This window comes from Tenacibaculum sp. SZ-18, assembly GCF_002813915.1.
GTDB lineage: Bacteria > Bacteroidota > Bacteroidia > Flavobacteriales > Flavobacteriaceae > Polaribacter.
This window is the reverse complement of sequence record NZ_CP019335.1, coordinates 3,887,945-3,901,413: the sequence shown is the minus strand read 5'-3', so window position 1 is coordinate 3,901,413 and position 13,469 is coordinate 3,887,945. Positions and strand designations below refer to the sequence as shown.

Annotated in this window: 15 protein-coding genes; 5 read left to right on the top strand and 10 right to left on the bottom strand. The window is 30.0% G+C overall.

All coding sequences use genetic code 11. The annotated features are described in order from the left end of the window. Window positions 1–20 precede the first annotated feature (20 nt). A complete protein-coding gene (locus tag BTO06_RS17780) occupies window positions 21–1,199 on the bottom strand; it encodes a LytR/AlgR family response regulator transcription factor (protein ID WP_100926584.1) in 1,179 nt (392 codons plus the stop codon). Between the two features lie 128 nt (window positions 1,200–1,327). Between BTO06_RS17780 and BTO06_RS17775 the strand changes: the two genes are divergently transcribed. Genes BTO06_RS17775 through BTO06_RS17765 form a run of 3 tightly spaced genes read left to right on the top strand, consistent with a single transcriptional unit; the run spans window position 1,328 to window position 3,180 of the window. Further along, the gene (locus BTO06_RS17775) at window positions 1,328–1,759 is read left to right on the top strand and encodes an OB-fold protein (RefSeq protein ID WP_100926583.1); all 432 of its coding nucleotides are present in this window, start codon (window positions 1,328–1,330) and stop codon (window positions 1,757–1,759) included. Next, window positions 1,752–2,297, top strand: coding sequence for a YceI family protein (locus BTO06_RS17770; protein WP_100926582.1), 546 nt, complete (start codon window positions 1,752–1,754; stop codon window positions 2,295–2,297). The genes BTO06_RS17775 and BTO06_RS17770 overlap by 8 nt, the downstream gene beginning before the upstream one ends. Then, the gene (locus tag BTO06_RS17765; protein WP_100926581.1) at window positions 2,284–3,180 is read left to right on the top strand and encodes a DUF5777 family beta-barrel protein; all 897 of its coding nucleotides are present in this window, start codon (window positions 2,284–2,286) and stop codon (window positions 3,178–3,180) included. The genes BTO06_RS17770 and BTO06_RS17765 overlap by 14 nt, the downstream gene beginning before the upstream one ends. A gap of 65 nt (window positions 3,181–3,245) precedes the next feature. Here the strand turns inward: BTO06_RS17765 and BTO06_RS17760 are convergent, their stop codons facing one another. The 5 genes from BTO06_RS17760 to tyrS all read right to left on the bottom strand — a co-directional run bounded on the left by BTO06_RS17760 (window position 3,246) and on the right by tyrS (window position 8,579). Continuing rightward, window positions 3,246–3,788, bottom strand: coding sequence for a DUF2911 domain-containing protein (locus BTO06_RS17760; protein WP_100926580.1), 543 nt, complete (start codon window positions 3,786–3,788; stop codon window positions 3,246–3,248). An 866-nt stretch (window positions 3,789–4,654) separates the two neighbouring features. Beyond that, entirely contained in the window at window positions 4,655–5,686 is a 1,032-nt protein-coding gene (locus tag BTO06_RS17755) for a transporter (RefSeq protein ID WP_100926579.1), read from the bottom strand. A 181-nt stretch (window positions 5,687–5,867) separates the two neighbouring features. After that, window positions 5,868–6,236: a hypothetical protein gene (locus BTO06_RS17750; RefSeq protein WP_100926578.1), complete on the bottom strand. Its 369-nt coding sequence runs from the start codon at window positions 6,234–6,236 to the stop codon at window positions 5,868–5,870. Between the two features lie 188 nt (window positions 6,237–6,424). After that, the gene (locus BTO06_RS17745; RefSeq protein ID WP_100926577.1) at window positions 6,425–6,967 is read right to left on the bottom strand and encodes a hypothetical protein; all 543 of its coding nucleotides are present in this window, start codon (window positions 6,965–6,967) and stop codon (window positions 6,425–6,427) included. 307 nt (window positions 6,968–7,274) lie between these two features. Beyond that, window positions 7,275–8,579, bottom strand: coding sequence for a tyrosine--tRNA ligase (gene tyrS, locus BTO06_RS17735; protein WP_100926575.1), 1,305 nt, complete (start codon window positions 8,577–8,579; stop codon window positions 7,275–7,277). 156 nt (window positions 8,580–8,735) lie between these two features. On the opposite strand from tyrS, the gene BTO06_RS17730 reads away from it, so the two are divergent. Further along, window positions 8,736–9,740 carry an SDR family oxidoreductase gene (locus BTO06_RS17730; protein ID WP_100926574.1) on the top strand — a complete coding sequence of 335 codons (1,005 nt, stop codon included), beginning with the start codon at window positions 8,736–8,738 and terminating at the stop codon, window positions 9,738–9,740. Between the two features lies 1 nt (window position 9,741). Here the strand turns inward: BTO06_RS17730 and BTO06_RS17725 are convergent, their stop codons facing one another. The 4 genes from BTO06_RS17725 to BTO06_RS17710 are packed head-to-tail and all read right to left on the bottom strand — an operon-like array spanning window position 9,742 to window position 12,736. Beyond that, window positions 9,742–10,200: a DUF4296 domain-containing protein gene (locus BTO06_RS17725; RefSeq protein WP_100926573.1), complete on the bottom strand. Its 459-nt coding sequence runs from the start codon at window positions 10,198–10,200 to the stop codon at window positions 9,742–9,744. Continuing rightward, the gene (locus tag BTO06_RS17720; protein ID WP_100926572.1) at window positions 10,200–11,543 is read right to left on the bottom strand and encodes a dihydroorotase; all 1,344 of its coding nucleotides are present in this window, start codon (window positions 11,541–11,543) and stop codon (window positions 10,200–10,202) included. The genes BTO06_RS17725 and BTO06_RS17720 overlap by 1 nt, the downstream gene beginning before the upstream one ends. A gap of 8 nt (window positions 11,544–11,551) precedes the next feature. Then, window positions 11,552–12,013 (bottom strand): GNAT family N-acetyltransferase, encoded by a 462-nt coding sequence (locus BTO06_RS17715; RefSeq protein WP_100926571.1) that lies wholly within the window; start codon window positions 12,011–12,013, stop codon window positions 11,552–11,554. A gap of 3 nt (window positions 12,014–12,016) precedes the next feature. Further along, window positions 12,017–12,736, bottom strand: a complete 720-nt coding sequence (locus BTO06_RS17710) for a polyprenol monophosphomannose synthase (protein ID WP_100926570.1) — start codon at window positions 12,734–12,736, stop codon at window positions 12,017–12,019. A gap of 92 nt (window positions 12,737–12,828) precedes the next feature. Between BTO06_RS17710 and BTO06_RS19030 the strand changes: the two genes are divergently transcribed. Continuing rightward, entirely contained in the window at window positions 12,829–13,464 is a 636-nt protein-coding gene (locus BTO06_RS19030) for a DUF4271 domain-containing protein (RefSeq protein WP_100926569.1), read from the top strand. Window positions 13,465–13,469 lie beyond the last annotated feature (5 nt).

Sequence of the window (13,469 nt, the reverse complement as noted above, 5' to 3'; positions counted from 1 at the left end):
AATTAGTCAACTTAAAAAAGTTACATATTCAGCCATTGTTTAAATTCAGCAGCCTTGTTTTTACTTATAATTATTTCTTCACTGACCTTAGAGTTCAATACAATTTTAAGCTGACTTTTACCGTACTTTATAATTTTATCAATTGCAGAAATACTAATGATATATTGGCGATTTGCTCTAAAGAATAATGTTGAATCAAAGTTGGAATACATATCGTCTAAACTTGAATTTGAGGTAGATTTTTTTCCTTCAAAATTTACAACATATGTAATTGTATTCTCTGTATAAACATATGCGATTTCACTTATTAAGACTGGAACCAGTTCATTTCTCATGTAAGTTAGGATTCTCTTTCTGCCAACTTCTGAAGATTCATTTAATTTTTCTTTTGCTTCCTCGGTAATATCAGCAACTGTAACCTCAACTTTCTCCTCTTGTATTTTCTTTATTTTTTCTTCTACTTTTTTTCTTTCTTGAACAATCTCTTTCTCTTTCTTTTCTTTATACTTTACTAAATCTGTATTTAATTTGGACAAGTTAATCACTTCTGACTCTAAAGATGTGTACTTTAATTCCAACTGCTTTTCATATCTGCTTCCAATAATACGAACTGCAACAGAAGAAAGTACAATTACCAGAACACCCATGATTAAGAAAATTAAATAAAAGTTTCTTTCTAGTTGTTGTAATTGTTTATCGATACTGCTAACATTAACATTTGCAGCAACCAGTAAATCTGTGCTTTTTATTGCCGCGGTATGAATAACCTCTGCATAATTTTCATTCGATGATTTATGAGCACCGACAATATCATACAAATCTTCTGAATTATTTTTCTCTTTGAGGGATTCTAATAAATCAGCATTTGAATTTTCAATTTCGCCTAATTTGGTTTTATTGGGATGGCAAATCTTTTTCCCCGACCAATCTAAAACTGAAATAAACCAAGCATTCGTATCAGTTCCAAGAATTGTTTCTTGTAAATTTTTTAAGACTTCTTCTTTCTCCGCATTATTTTCTAAATGAAAATTGATAATACTTGCTATTTCATTAGCTTCTCTCTTACTTGTTTCAACTTGTACTTCTATTAATTGATTCGCACTTGCTTTAATGAAATATTGAGCTCCAAAAACAGAAATCAGCACAAACACAAAAGTGATTGCTAAAACTGTAAATAAGTATAAAGAATCTTTTCTCATACGATAAAACTACGAATAATTAAACCAGTATATTTTCCTTTTCATAGTTTTATATTCCCTTTCAAATAAAATTATCATTCAACTATAAAAATAATTAGTTTACTTTGAATTAAAGTAAATATAACACTATGACTAAAAATACTCCAATTTTTCTTAGGTGGATGTTTGTTTTTACTACAGCTTGTGTGATTTCCTTAATTACGGGATGTTCAGATCAAAATAAAGTTAAAGGAGTTACTCCAAAATTTGTAGTTGCCTCAAACAATCTTATGAAAGAATTCTCCGAAAATGAGCAATTAGCAAATACTACCTATGTAAATGAAGTAATTGAAGTATTTGGAAAAGTAAAAGATATTAGTAAACTCAATAATAGACTTACTATTATTTTAGAAACAGATTCAAGTGCTGGGATTATTTGCGATTTAAACCTTCTTGAGCAAGAGCAACTCAAACAAATAAAGAAAAATCAACTCATACACATAAAAGGTATTTGTAAAGGATATTTAAAAGATGTAATACTCTTAAATTGTTTTATAGATTTAACTAATCAACATGAATAAAATACGACTTTTACTACTATTATTTTTTTTGAATTTAGGAACTATTTTGGCTCAGCAATTTATTGCTAGACAAGGGCAGGTTACTTTTTTCTCATATGCCACCGTAGAAAATATAGAAGCCAAAAACAACCAAGTGCTAAGCATTCTTGACTTCGACAAGAAAGAGATAGCCGCAACGATGTTAATGCGTGCTTTTGTTTTTAAAAAGGACTTAATGCACGAACATTTTAATGAAAGTTATATAGAATCTGATTTGTATCCTAAAGCTACTTTTGAAGGATTTTTACTTGAAGGACTGGAAAACGCTGGACAACAAGTTCAACTTATTAAAGGAAAAATTACTATTCACGGAATTACAAAAGAGATTGAGATAAAAACAAAGATTCAAAAAACCGATAATAGTTATAACATATCAGGAGAGTTTCAATTAACTGTAAAGGATTTTAATATTAAAATCCCCCCGATTCTTACAAATAACATTGCTAAAATTGTAGTCGTAAAATTTAATTTCCAATATAAACCTTATGAAAATAATTAGAATTTTATACTTTTCAGCATTTGTAGCTTTCATACCATTTTCTGGTAAAGCACAAAGATTATTGGATAAACTAAACAAAGAGTATCCTAAAAAGCCAACTTATGAAATGGCTACTTTTAAAACAACCAGACTTGGTTTAGGTCACTCAGTAGAGACACGCAAAAAAGGAGCTCTAGAAATATCTTGGTATAACAGATATTGGAATAGACCAACGGGAGAAACTCAGTTTTTCCTTGCCGATGAAGTAAATATGCGCTTTGGTTTAGATTATGCAATTTCCGATAATTTCGCTATCGGTATTGGTTATAATACGTGGAATGAAAGTACTGACGGTTATTTAAAATATAAATTTTTGAAGCAGACAAAAAAAGGAAATCCATTTAGCATGGTTGCTTTACAAACAATATCTATGACAGACAATATCATGAGTACAGGTCTGTATGATGGTAATTCAACTACAAATAATTATAGCTTTACTTCGAAAGTATTAATTGCTCGAAAATTTAATCCTAAATTATCACTTCAAATAAGTCCATTTTTAATTGCACGAAGTGAGAAACCAATGAATAATAACCCTGGAACACAATATGGAATTGGTTTTGGTGGTCGTTATAAAGTAGGAGGACATGTTTCTATAGTTTCAGAATATTACGCGGTATTCAATCCTGTTAAATCGATTAAAACTTATAATCCTTTTATGGTAGGAGTAAATTGGGAACTAAGTCATTTAATGTTACAGTTTCAGATGACAAATGCTCGAACTTTTACTGAAGATTCATTTATTACACAAACTACAAATAATTTCAACTTCCACGATGGAAATTTCCATTTTGGATTTAACGCAACGTTTGTTTTGCATACCAGTAAAAATAAATTGTGGTAAACTTGACAACAAAAAAAGCCTGAGGAACTACTCAGGCTTTTTTATTTTATATCAGCTTTTATTTTTTAACCTTTTACTGGAACTGAAACTAAAACATCTCCCCATCCCATGTAAAGATCAGCGTCATTTCCTTTTCCATCAAAAGCCATTGAAAATACTTCTAAAGTACTTTTAGCCTTGGAAACTTTGGCCATAACTCTTACAACATCTTCACTTTCGTTATAAAAATAAGCTCCCCAAACATTTCTTGCAGTACTTAAAATAACTGTCCACTCATTATCTCCAGGAATTGTGAATAATGTATACGTCCCTGCTTTTACAGGCTTACCTCCAAATGTAACATCCTTATAAAAAGTAATTTCAACTGCTTCGTTAGCACCAGTTCTCCAAACTTTTCCTTTTGGAGCTAATTTATCTAAAGATCTTCCTTTTAACTGAGGTCGACTATATACTACTTTCGCCAATTTATCTGGGTTTTTCCAATCTGTAGGATACGCTGTTGCATCCATTGGACTTTTATCTATTTTTCTAAAATTTTGAGCAAGTGTATCATTAGAGAATACTAAAGCAATAGCACATACTAAAATTGATAAAATTGATTTTTTCATGATTGATCGTTTTAATTATAATTAAGGAATTTGTCTCTAAAATTAACTATCCTTACTCTCTTTTAATATTAATATTTTGTGAAAATCTTAAGATTTAAAAAAATTAGTTAGATTTCCAATGGTATCTATTACCAAAATAAAGTTCTCAATTTGTTTTGGAACACCAAGGATGTCCTTTGTTTTTCATAGGCAAATAGAAAAGGTAGCTGTACAAATTATTTCAATTAACAATGTTGCTACAATTAATACTAAATACCAATTCTATCCTTCAAAATGCCCATAATGAAACATCTTTAATCAAATCTTTCTTCTCATTAACCATCCTGCATCACTCCAATCATAATATTTAATTAATTCTCCAGCAATAATTAGAAGTTATAGAATTGAAATCTACAACATGTAATGTCATGAAATAATCTCTTAAATTTTGAATTCATAGTCAGATCGCTTCACAATTGAAATTTTTTGTAATGACGTTTATCAATTTATATTTAAGATGATTCATCTAGATTTAAACATAATTGTGTATCCCAAAATAAAATGAACTTGGGTTTCCAATGAATTGAGAAGAAATTGAAAATTTTTTTTATTTCAGCTCCCATGTTTTTAGTATTCCTTAATTATGTTAATGTTTACGGTAACCCAAAAACTTTCATCTAATTTCAATAAAAACATGAATTTTTATTCAACCTATAGTTGAATCTAAACTTTTGAGCGAGATTACCATAACTTATTTAGCGTCCAAAACTTTCTCTTTATTTTGAATCAAATTATTATAATCAAACTGAACATAAACTGTATAATTCAAAATGTCAGCTTCATCATTCAAATTGCAATCGCGAGAATTTAACATATATTTTAATTATTTACAGCGAATACTGTAAACCAAAAGTTAATGTTTCTCTTCTTTCTAATTGAATACCATTTGGTTGTTGATACAATGGCTGTGCATATTCAAATCCGAAACGAATATTTTTAAATGATCCTTTAGGAACGTAAACATTAAACCCAAATCCTCCGTTGACATATTTTCCTCCTGAATTTGGAATGTCAGCAGTTGTAACCATCATTGGATTCAAATTTGGATTCGCACCATTAATTCTTTCTTCTACTAAAACTTCTCCTCTAGCTGAAAAGCTAATCCAATCATTAACTTTATGCGCAAACCAAGAATTCAAACTATATCTGTTTCCTAAAGAATAATCAAATTCGTTTCTATCAAAACGGTAGGTTCCTTTTAACTGTGAACCCCAAGAGTAATTATCTGTTTGACCTAAATAATTTAATCCCAAGTCTAAATCATAAGTTCCGCTTCCTATTTGCATTGGATAAGGCAATTGAATTTTATTTGGAGCAGACATTGGAGTAGCATCCTCTGCTTCTAAGGTTCCAGTAGGAATAGAAAGATTAACGATTGCATGTAATGATTGGCGTTTTACATTTACAAACTTGTATAACATTCCTAATTTTACATCTCCAAAACCTGAAGAAGAAGTTGAAAATTGAGTTGTCATTCCAGACATCATTCGCATTTGTAAATCCATTTCATTTTGAGTGTACATTGCCATGGCAACTAAAGTTATCTTATCAGTTAATCCATACATTATACCCAGCATGTGCATATCCATTGGCATATTTGATGGAGTTACCATATAACCACTATCGTGCCCTTGAGCATTTGTAATTTCAGTAGATCCTCGCAATAAACCTTCCATGTTCATTCTCATATATCTATAAGAAAACATTACATCTTCTTTACCGTGATAATGATCTCCCATTACAGAAATTGGTGCATGTCCATCTGGTCTTCCAGCTGCCCATAATTCTGTGTTCTTTTGTGCGTATGTAGTTTGTACCATTGCAAATAAAGCAACAGCTATTTTTACGATGTTTTTCATCTGTTTGTTTTTTATTTCTGAACGTTTGAAATTCTTTAGAAACGTTCATATACCACAATGGACTTTACTCATTGAAATTTTAAATTCCGAATGAAAAACCTTGTAGTTTTATTATTAATTTTTAAGCATAATTCGACTGAATAACTGAGAAGTTATTCTGAATAGTCACGAAAATTTGAGCTTAAACGGTTGGCGGATGAAAAACGTTATGCTGAAATAGATAGTTATATTCTATATCATAATGAAAATTATTTTTTAAGTTTGAAGTAATTGTAGATTCTTTCTTGATTTTCAAAATTTCAACAAAACCAATGGGATATTCTTCCATATGAATTCGTAATGTATTAAAATCCTCTTCCTCTTGCTGTTTTAGTTTCTTCATCAATTGACATTTACCATTACAACTAAGTTCTGGTTTGTCTTTGTTTATACATAACACTTTTGCAATATAATTGTAATTAATAGCATACTCCACGAAAGGTGCTATTGGACGTAACATTGCAATTCCATACAAGAAAATAAATAGATATGTTGTGATTTTAGTTTTCAAAAAATGAATCTACTTTTGGGCTTGCAAAGATAGATTTCTTATGGCCTTTCTGATTATTTTATATACAATTAATTTATTTAAAAACTACTTAAATAATTTATAATTTCTTAACCCTAAGAAGGGGTTTTTACTAGAAATTTAACATGTTGTATGTTGACTTATTTTTACTAGAAATTCAAGAAAAATTTCTAACTAAAATCTGGACTATAAATCTCAAAGGTAAGATTGAAGTTTTCCTCCAAAAACGAGATAGTTTTATTTGCTAAAATTTCGTCGTCTAACGAAACTAAAAGTTCTTTTCTTGTATGCTTATCATTCAAAAGCGTAACATCATTTTTATGATACGATAAAGCTTGATCTGGATTTGCAATGGAAAACCAAGCCATTTTCTGACGCTTACGTAGCTTTAAAATTGCAACTTTGGGTTTGTCTAGTAAACTTATTTTTTTCTTAATTAAAAGCTTGCCAAATAAATATGTTCCTTGATATAAATAGTTATTCTTTTTTAAAATCCCCTCCTTTAGAAAAAGCAACATTATTAAAATGATTAATGCGATAACCAATGGAATTAATTGAGGAAAACTAAGAGTAATATTTGATAAATCATTTTGTTCAAAATGTTTTACCAATGTCATAATTGTTACAAAAAATACTGGAATTAACATTACAACGGAAATATGAGTTTTCTGATGTGGAGTAAGCTTACTTTCTAAAATAATTTCGTCTTTCATAGTTTAGTTTTGATCATCTATAAGTACATAATTATAAGATTTTGTTACGATTAAAAATTTTATTTTAATTTATTCTAAATAAAAAACTATATTTGCACAGATTTTAATTAAGCATGATTGTATTTTATACACCTAAAAAAGAAACTATTACAAAATTACATACTTTAAATACATGTGATAGCGCTTGTTCCGCTTCTTGTTTAAAACCAAAAAGTAAATGTTGTAATAAGTACAAGAAAAAAGGCATCAACTGTAAGCGATGCCCTTTAACTTTTGATGTAAAAATTGCTTCTTAGGCTATTTCAAACTATTCTACTTTTAATAAAAAGTAATTCTTTTTACCTCTTTGTAATAACACATATTTATCTGCAATTAAATCTGAATTTGTAATAGTATAGTCTTCCTTTACTTTTCCTTTATTAACAGAAATCGAATTCTCTTTTAATGCTCTTCTTGCATCTCCGTTAGACTTTAAAAACTGAGTTTTCGCAGATAACGCAGCAATCATGTCTAAACCAGCTTCAAATTCTGCTTTTTGAACTACAGCCTGAGGAACACCATCAAACACATCTAAGAATGTAGCTTCATCAAGTCCTTTTAAATCTTCAGATGTAGATTTTCCAAACAAAATATTAGATGCAGCAATTGCTTTATCTAATTCTTCTTTAGAATGCACAAATGTAGTAACCTCTTCCGCTAATTTCTTTTGTAAAACTCTAGCCTCAGGAGCTTCTCTATGCTCTTCAATTAAAGCATCAATTGTTTCTTTGTCTAAAAAAGTGAAAATTTTAATATACTTTTCTGCATCTTCATCTGAAGTGTTTAACCAGAATTGATAGAATTTATATACTGATGTTTTCTCTGCATCTAACCAAACATTTCCACCTTCCGATTTTCCAAATTTAGATCCGTCTGCTTTTGTAATTAATGGACAAGTCATTGCGAAAGCTTTTGCTTCTCCGCCAGGATTCATTCTGCGTACTAATTCTGTTCCTGTAGTAATATTTCCCCACTGATCAGAACCTCCCATTTGTAACATACAATTGTGAGATTTATGCAAATGGAAAAAATCGTATCCCTGAATTAATTGATATGTAAACTCAGTAAAAGACATTCCACTTCCAGACTCTCCAGAGATTCTTTTCTTCACAGAATCTTTTGCCATCATGTAGTTTACAGTAATTCTCTTCCCAACATCTCTAGCAAATTCAATGAATGAAAAATCTTTCATCCAATCGTAGTTATTTACTAAAACAGGTGCGTTTTTCTCAGAACTTTCAAAATTTAAAAAACGAGCAAGTGTATTTTTAATTCCGTTTACATTGTTTGCTAATGCTTCTTCATTAAGTAAATTTCTTTCATCAGACTTACCAGAAGGATCTCCGATCATACCAGTTGCGCCACCAACTAAAGCTATCGGTTTATGACCAGATTTTTCTAAGTGAACCAATAAAATAATTGGTACTAAACTTCCAATGTGTAATGAATCTGAAGTTGGATCAAAACCGATATAAGCACTTGTCATTTCTTTTTCTAATTGCTCTTCGGTTCCAGGCATAATATCATGAACCATTCCTCTCCATCTAAGTTCTTCTACTAAATTTTTAGCCATTTTAAATTTACTTAATGTGAAAGGCAAATATACTATTTAGAAAATTTTAAAATTAAGCTTCAATTATAATTTTTTGAATGAATTTTAAATATAGAAGGTTGTTAAAAATCTGGTTTTGAATTGAAGTCACGATTTATTTATATTTATTTTTGCTGCATGATTTTAGTAACAGGTGGAACCGGATTAGTTGGATCGCATTTATTGTATCATTTAACCATTGAAAATGATGATATCATTGCGATATATAGAACCCAAGAGAAAATAGAAAAAGCAAAAAAGGTTTTTTCTTATTACACAGGAGAGTTTCAAGAATTATTCAATAAGATAAAATGGATAAAGGCTGATATTACTGAAACCCCGTCGTTAAAGCCAATATTTGAACATAATATTTCGACTGTATATCATTGTGCCGCTTTAGTTTCTTTTGCTCCAAAAGATTACTTTAAAATGCGACATGTTAATATTGAAGGAACAGCCAATGTTGTAAACTTTGCAATTGAAAAAAAAGTAAATAAGTTTTGCTTTGTAAGTTCAATCGCAGCGATTGGAGATTCTGTCAATGGAGAATTTATTAATGAAGAAAATGAATGGGTTGATAATGGAGATAAACATGGATATGCGATTACCAAATACGGAGCAGAAATGGAGGTTTGGCGGGGTAGTCAAGAAGGAATGGATGTCGTAATTGTGAATCCTGGTGTTATTTTAGGTAGTGGATTTTTCGATGAAGGTTCTGGTAAAATATTTAGCCAAGTTTACAATGGGTTTAAATTTTACACAGAAGGAATTACAGGTTTTGTTTCTGTTAAGGATGTTGTAAAATCTATGATTTCTTTAACAAAATCTAATATTAAAAACGAACGCTTCATATTAGTCTCAGAGAACAAATCTTTCAAGGACATGTTATTTTCTATTGCTGAAGTTTTTAAAGTCAAAAAACCAAGCATTGAAGCTACACCATTAATGACTTCAATTTTTTGGAGAGTTGATTGGCTTTTGACAGTAATTACAGGAAAAGCTCCTTTAATGACTAAAAATTCTGCTCGGTCAACACACAATCAAGAATTTTATAATTCGGACAAAATCCGAAATTTTATAAATTTTGAATTTGAAAAAATAGACAAATCAATTCGCGATGTCTATTCTGACTTTATTAAGTAATTTACTCTTCAAACGTATTTTGATTGACCTTTTTGATTTCTTTTTTAGTAATATTCTTTAGTGAATCTAATTCTTTTTTCAGTTCCTTCTTCTGACTTTTCTTAATAGAGTCTGATGTATTAATTTCTCGTTGAATTACAGTTCCTTTTTCCTGAAGATTTGCTTTAACTTCATTCAACAACTTATCATATTTATCGATAATAGAAGTGTAATATTTATTACTACTTTCAAACCTAACACTATCTATTTTATATTTTTCATATACAAAATGCATATAGCTCACATCTTTGGCGCTAAACTTATTTTTGGTTTGTTTTGCGGCAGATGCTATATGCATATCTGTTAATAATAAAACCATAGAATCTCTTGGAATGAGATTCTCTGGCTTTTTATAAATTGTATTTCCAGTACAAGAAACTATAAATAGAAGTACTGGAATCAAATAGTATATTTTTTTCATTATCTATCAAATAACAAGCGTTTTCCTTTTATTTCTTCGTTGAACATACCATTATCGTACATTAAAACTCCATTGATAAAAGTATGTGTGATTTTAGATGAGAATTTTTCTCCTTCAAAAGGAGACCAACCACATTTATATAAAACATTCTCTTTAGAAACTTCCCAAGAATTATTAGGATCTACTAAAACAACATCAGCGTAATATCCTTCTTTCACATAACCTCTCTTAGAAACTTGGAAAAGTTTTGCAGGATTATGAGCCATTTTTTCAACCACTTTTTCAATAGAAATTACACCTTCTTTCACCTTTTCAAAAAGAGCGATTACTGCATGTTGTACTAAAGGCCCTCCACTTGGAGCTTTTGTGTAAACATTAGATTTCTCTTCTAGAGTATGAGGTGCATGATCAGTAGCAATCACATCAATTCTATCATCTAATAATGCTTCCCATAAAGCAGCTCTATCGTTAGCAGTTTTAACTGCAGGATTCCACTTTATATGCGTTCCTTTTTTATCATAATCAGCATCCGTAAACCATAAATGGTGAATACAAACCTCTGCTGTAATCTGCTTTTCTTCTAATGGAATATCATTTCTGAACAATTCCATTTCTTTTGCTGTTGATAAATGAAAAACATGTAAACGAGCTCCTGTTTTCTTTGCTAATTCAATTGCTTTTGAAGACGATAAATAACATGCCTCTTCACTTCTAATAATTGGGTGATATTTTATGGGAATATCGTCTCCAAATTCTTCTTTAAACTTAGCTGTATTGTCGCGAATGGTTTGCTCATCTTCACAATGAACAGAAATAATCATTTTAGTAGATGAAAATATTTTTTCTAAAACCTCTTCATTATCAACCAACATATTTCCTGTTGAAGAACCAAGGAATAATTTGATTCCAGCAACATTCTCTGGATTCGTTTTCAAAAGTTCCTCCAAATTATCGTTGGTTCCTCCAAACATAAATGAATAATTAGCATAAGAAGTTTTACCTGCAATCTCAAACTTATCTTCCAATAATTCTTGTGTTGTTGCTTGAGGAACTGTATTTGGCATTTCAATGAAAGAAGTAATTCCTCCTGCCACTGCCGCTTTACTCTCTGATGCTATATTTGCTTTATGTGTTAATCCTGGTTCTCTAAAATGAACTTGATCATCAATCATTCCTGGAATTAAATACTTTCCTTCTGCATCTATGACGGTTACACCTTCTGAAACATTAATCTTTGAAGCAATTTTTTCTATAAACTCTCCTGAAATTAAAACATCTCCTTTAAAGGTTTTTCCTTCATTTACAATGTTTGCGTTTTTAATTAGTGTAGTGTGTTGTTTCATTGTCTTTGTTATATATTCATTCTCATGTTAACTAAACTCTTCTTGAAACCAAAACTTTCATAAGATTTTAGAGCAGGAACGTTATTATTGTAAACATCTAATCTAAGTTCTTTTAATTCTTCTTTTGATGCCCACCGTTTAAGTTCTTTTAAAATTTTCGTGCTTATTTTTTTTCCTCTAGAATTTGATTCTACATAAATAAAACCAATGTAACCATGTTTGGGATTTTTATGATAGATTTTATTTTCCTCTATTCTAACATAACCAGAACCAATTAATTTAGCCCCATAAACAGCAACGATTAAATAAGTACTGTCCGACGCAATCATTTCTTCAATATTGTAATACTTTAATTTTCCTTCTCCAAGAAATTCATCTAAAGGTTTCTCAGCCTCAATTAATGCTTGTTCAAAAAGCAGTAATGTCGATAAATCTTCTTTCTTAGCTTCTCTAAGTATTACGTCGGTCATAAATTATTTCGGTAATCCTTTTAATCTCATTTTTATCACACCAAACAATGCCTCGTATACAATTCCACCGCTCATTTTTGATTCTCCTAGCGTTCGATCAGTAAAAATAACAGACACCTCTTTTATTGAAAATCCGTGTTTCCAAGCTTTATACTTCATTTCTATTTGAAATGCATAACCAACAAACTTAATTTTATCAAGTTTTATGGTTTCTAACACTTTTCTATTCCAACATACAAATCCGGCAGTAGTATCATTTACAGGAATTCCTGTTATAAAACGAACATATTTTGATGCAAAATAAGAGAGTAAGACACGATTCATTGGCCAGTTAACTACATTTACACCTACTGAATATCGTGAACCTACTGCAACATCTCCACCATCAACAACACAAGCGTTGTAAAGTCTTACTAAATCATCCGGGTTGTGAGAAAAATCAGCATCCATTTCTATAATATATTCATAATCTCTCGCTAATGCCCATTTGAAACCATGAATGTAAGCTGTACCTAAACCATTTTTACCAGTTCTTTTTTCAATATGTAGTTGATTTGGAAATTCTGCTTGTAAACTTTCGACAATTTTGGCGGTACCATCAGGAGAATTATCATCAACGATTAATACATCAAAAGCTTTTTCTTGATCGAAGGTAGCTCTAATAATTGCCTCGATATTTTCTTTTTCATTATACGTAGGAATGATGACTAGCGTGTCAGACATTAATTTGATTTTCGTTAAAAAATATGAACAAAGATAAACTAATTTATTGCTAATTTTGTGATAATTAAATTATTCTCTGACTACGTCAATTCATGGAAGTTATAACACGTAATCTAGAAACGAACGACTGGACAACACTAGTATTTATGATAGCTTTGGTTCTTCTGGCATTAATGAAATTATATAAGCCGCAGCTATTATTGGGATATACTATAGCACTATTTTCTCAGGGCTTTATTGAAAATAGAGCAGAAAAAAAGCCATCTATTTTCTCTACTTTTCACGTTTTAATTTTCATCTTTTCTTGTTTAATTTTTACCTTAACACTACAATTAATAGCTGAAAATATTTTCAAATTGCAACCTTACAACTATTTTATTTTACTAGCCGGCTTAACAGGTTTTACTCTCGTAAAGTTTGTTCTTATAAGGTTATTGGCTCATATTTTAAACATAGAAGAACAAACGAGATATTTTACATTTACAAAGTCTGGATATTTATATAACATAAGTATTTGGCTATTTCCGATCTTAATATTGTTCAAATACGGGTACTCCAATATTATTTTTTTACTCATTTGTATTTCTTTATTACTGATTTTTAGAGGTTTTTTGATTTTAAGGAATAACAAAAAACTGATTTTTAATAACTTCTTTTATTTTATTTTGTACTTTTGCAGCCTCGAATTAGCTCCTTTGCTAATCATATATAAAACAACAACGACATAAAGAGA

Coding starts and splice junctions, on each gene's coding strand:
- BTO06_RS17780 (WP_100926584.1), bottom strand. CDS start 1,199: ATGAGAAAAGATTCTTTATACTTATTTACAGTTTTAGCAATCACTTTT.
- BTO06_RS17775 (WP_100926583.1), top strand. CDS start 1,328: ATGACTAAAAATACTCCAATTTTTCTTAGGTGGATGTTTGTTTTTACT.
- BTO06_RS17770 (WP_100926582.1), top strand. CDS start 1,752: ATGAATAAAATACGACTTTTACTACTATTATTTTTTTTGAATTTAGGA.
- BTO06_RS17765 (WP_100926581.1), top strand. CDS start 2,284: ATGAAAATAATTAGAATTTTATACTTTTCAGCATTTGTAGCTTTCATA.
- BTO06_RS17760 (WP_100926580.1), bottom strand. CDS start 3,788: ATGAAAAAATCAATTTTATCAATTTTAGTATGTGCTATTGCTTTAGTA.
- BTO06_RS17755 (WP_100926579.1), bottom strand. CDS start 5,686: ATGAAAAACATCGTAAAAATAGCTGTTGCTTTATTTGCAATGGTACAA.
- BTO06_RS17745 (WP_100926577.1), bottom strand. CDS start 6,967: ATGAAAGACGAAATTATTTTAGAAAGTAAGCTTACTCCACATCAGAAA.
- tyrS (WP_100926575.1), bottom strand. CDS start 8,579: ATGGCTAAAAATTTAGTAGAAGAACTTAGATGGAGAGGAATGGTTCAT.
- BTO06_RS17730 (WP_100926574.1), top strand. CDS start 8,736: ATGATTTTAGTAACAGGTGGAACCGGATTAGTTGGATCGCATTTATTG.
- BTO06_RS17725 (WP_100926573.1), bottom strand. CDS start 10,200: ATGAAAAAAATATACTATTTGATTCCAGTACTTCTATTTATAGTTTCT.
- BTO06_RS17720 (WP_100926572.1), bottom strand. CDS start 11,543: ATGAAACAACACACTACACTAATTAAAAACGCAAACATTGTAAATGAA.
- BTO06_RS17715 (WP_100926571.1), bottom strand. CDS start 12,013: ATGACCGACGTAATACTTAGAGAAGCTAAGAAAGAAGATTTATCGACA.
- BTO06_RS17710 (WP_100926570.1), bottom strand. CDS start 12,736: ATGTCTGACACGCTAGTCATCATTCCTACGTATAATGAAAAAGAAAAT.
- BTO06_RS19030 (WP_100926569.1), top strand. CDS start 12,829: ATGGAAGTTATAACACGTAATCTAGAAACGAACGACTGGACAACACTA.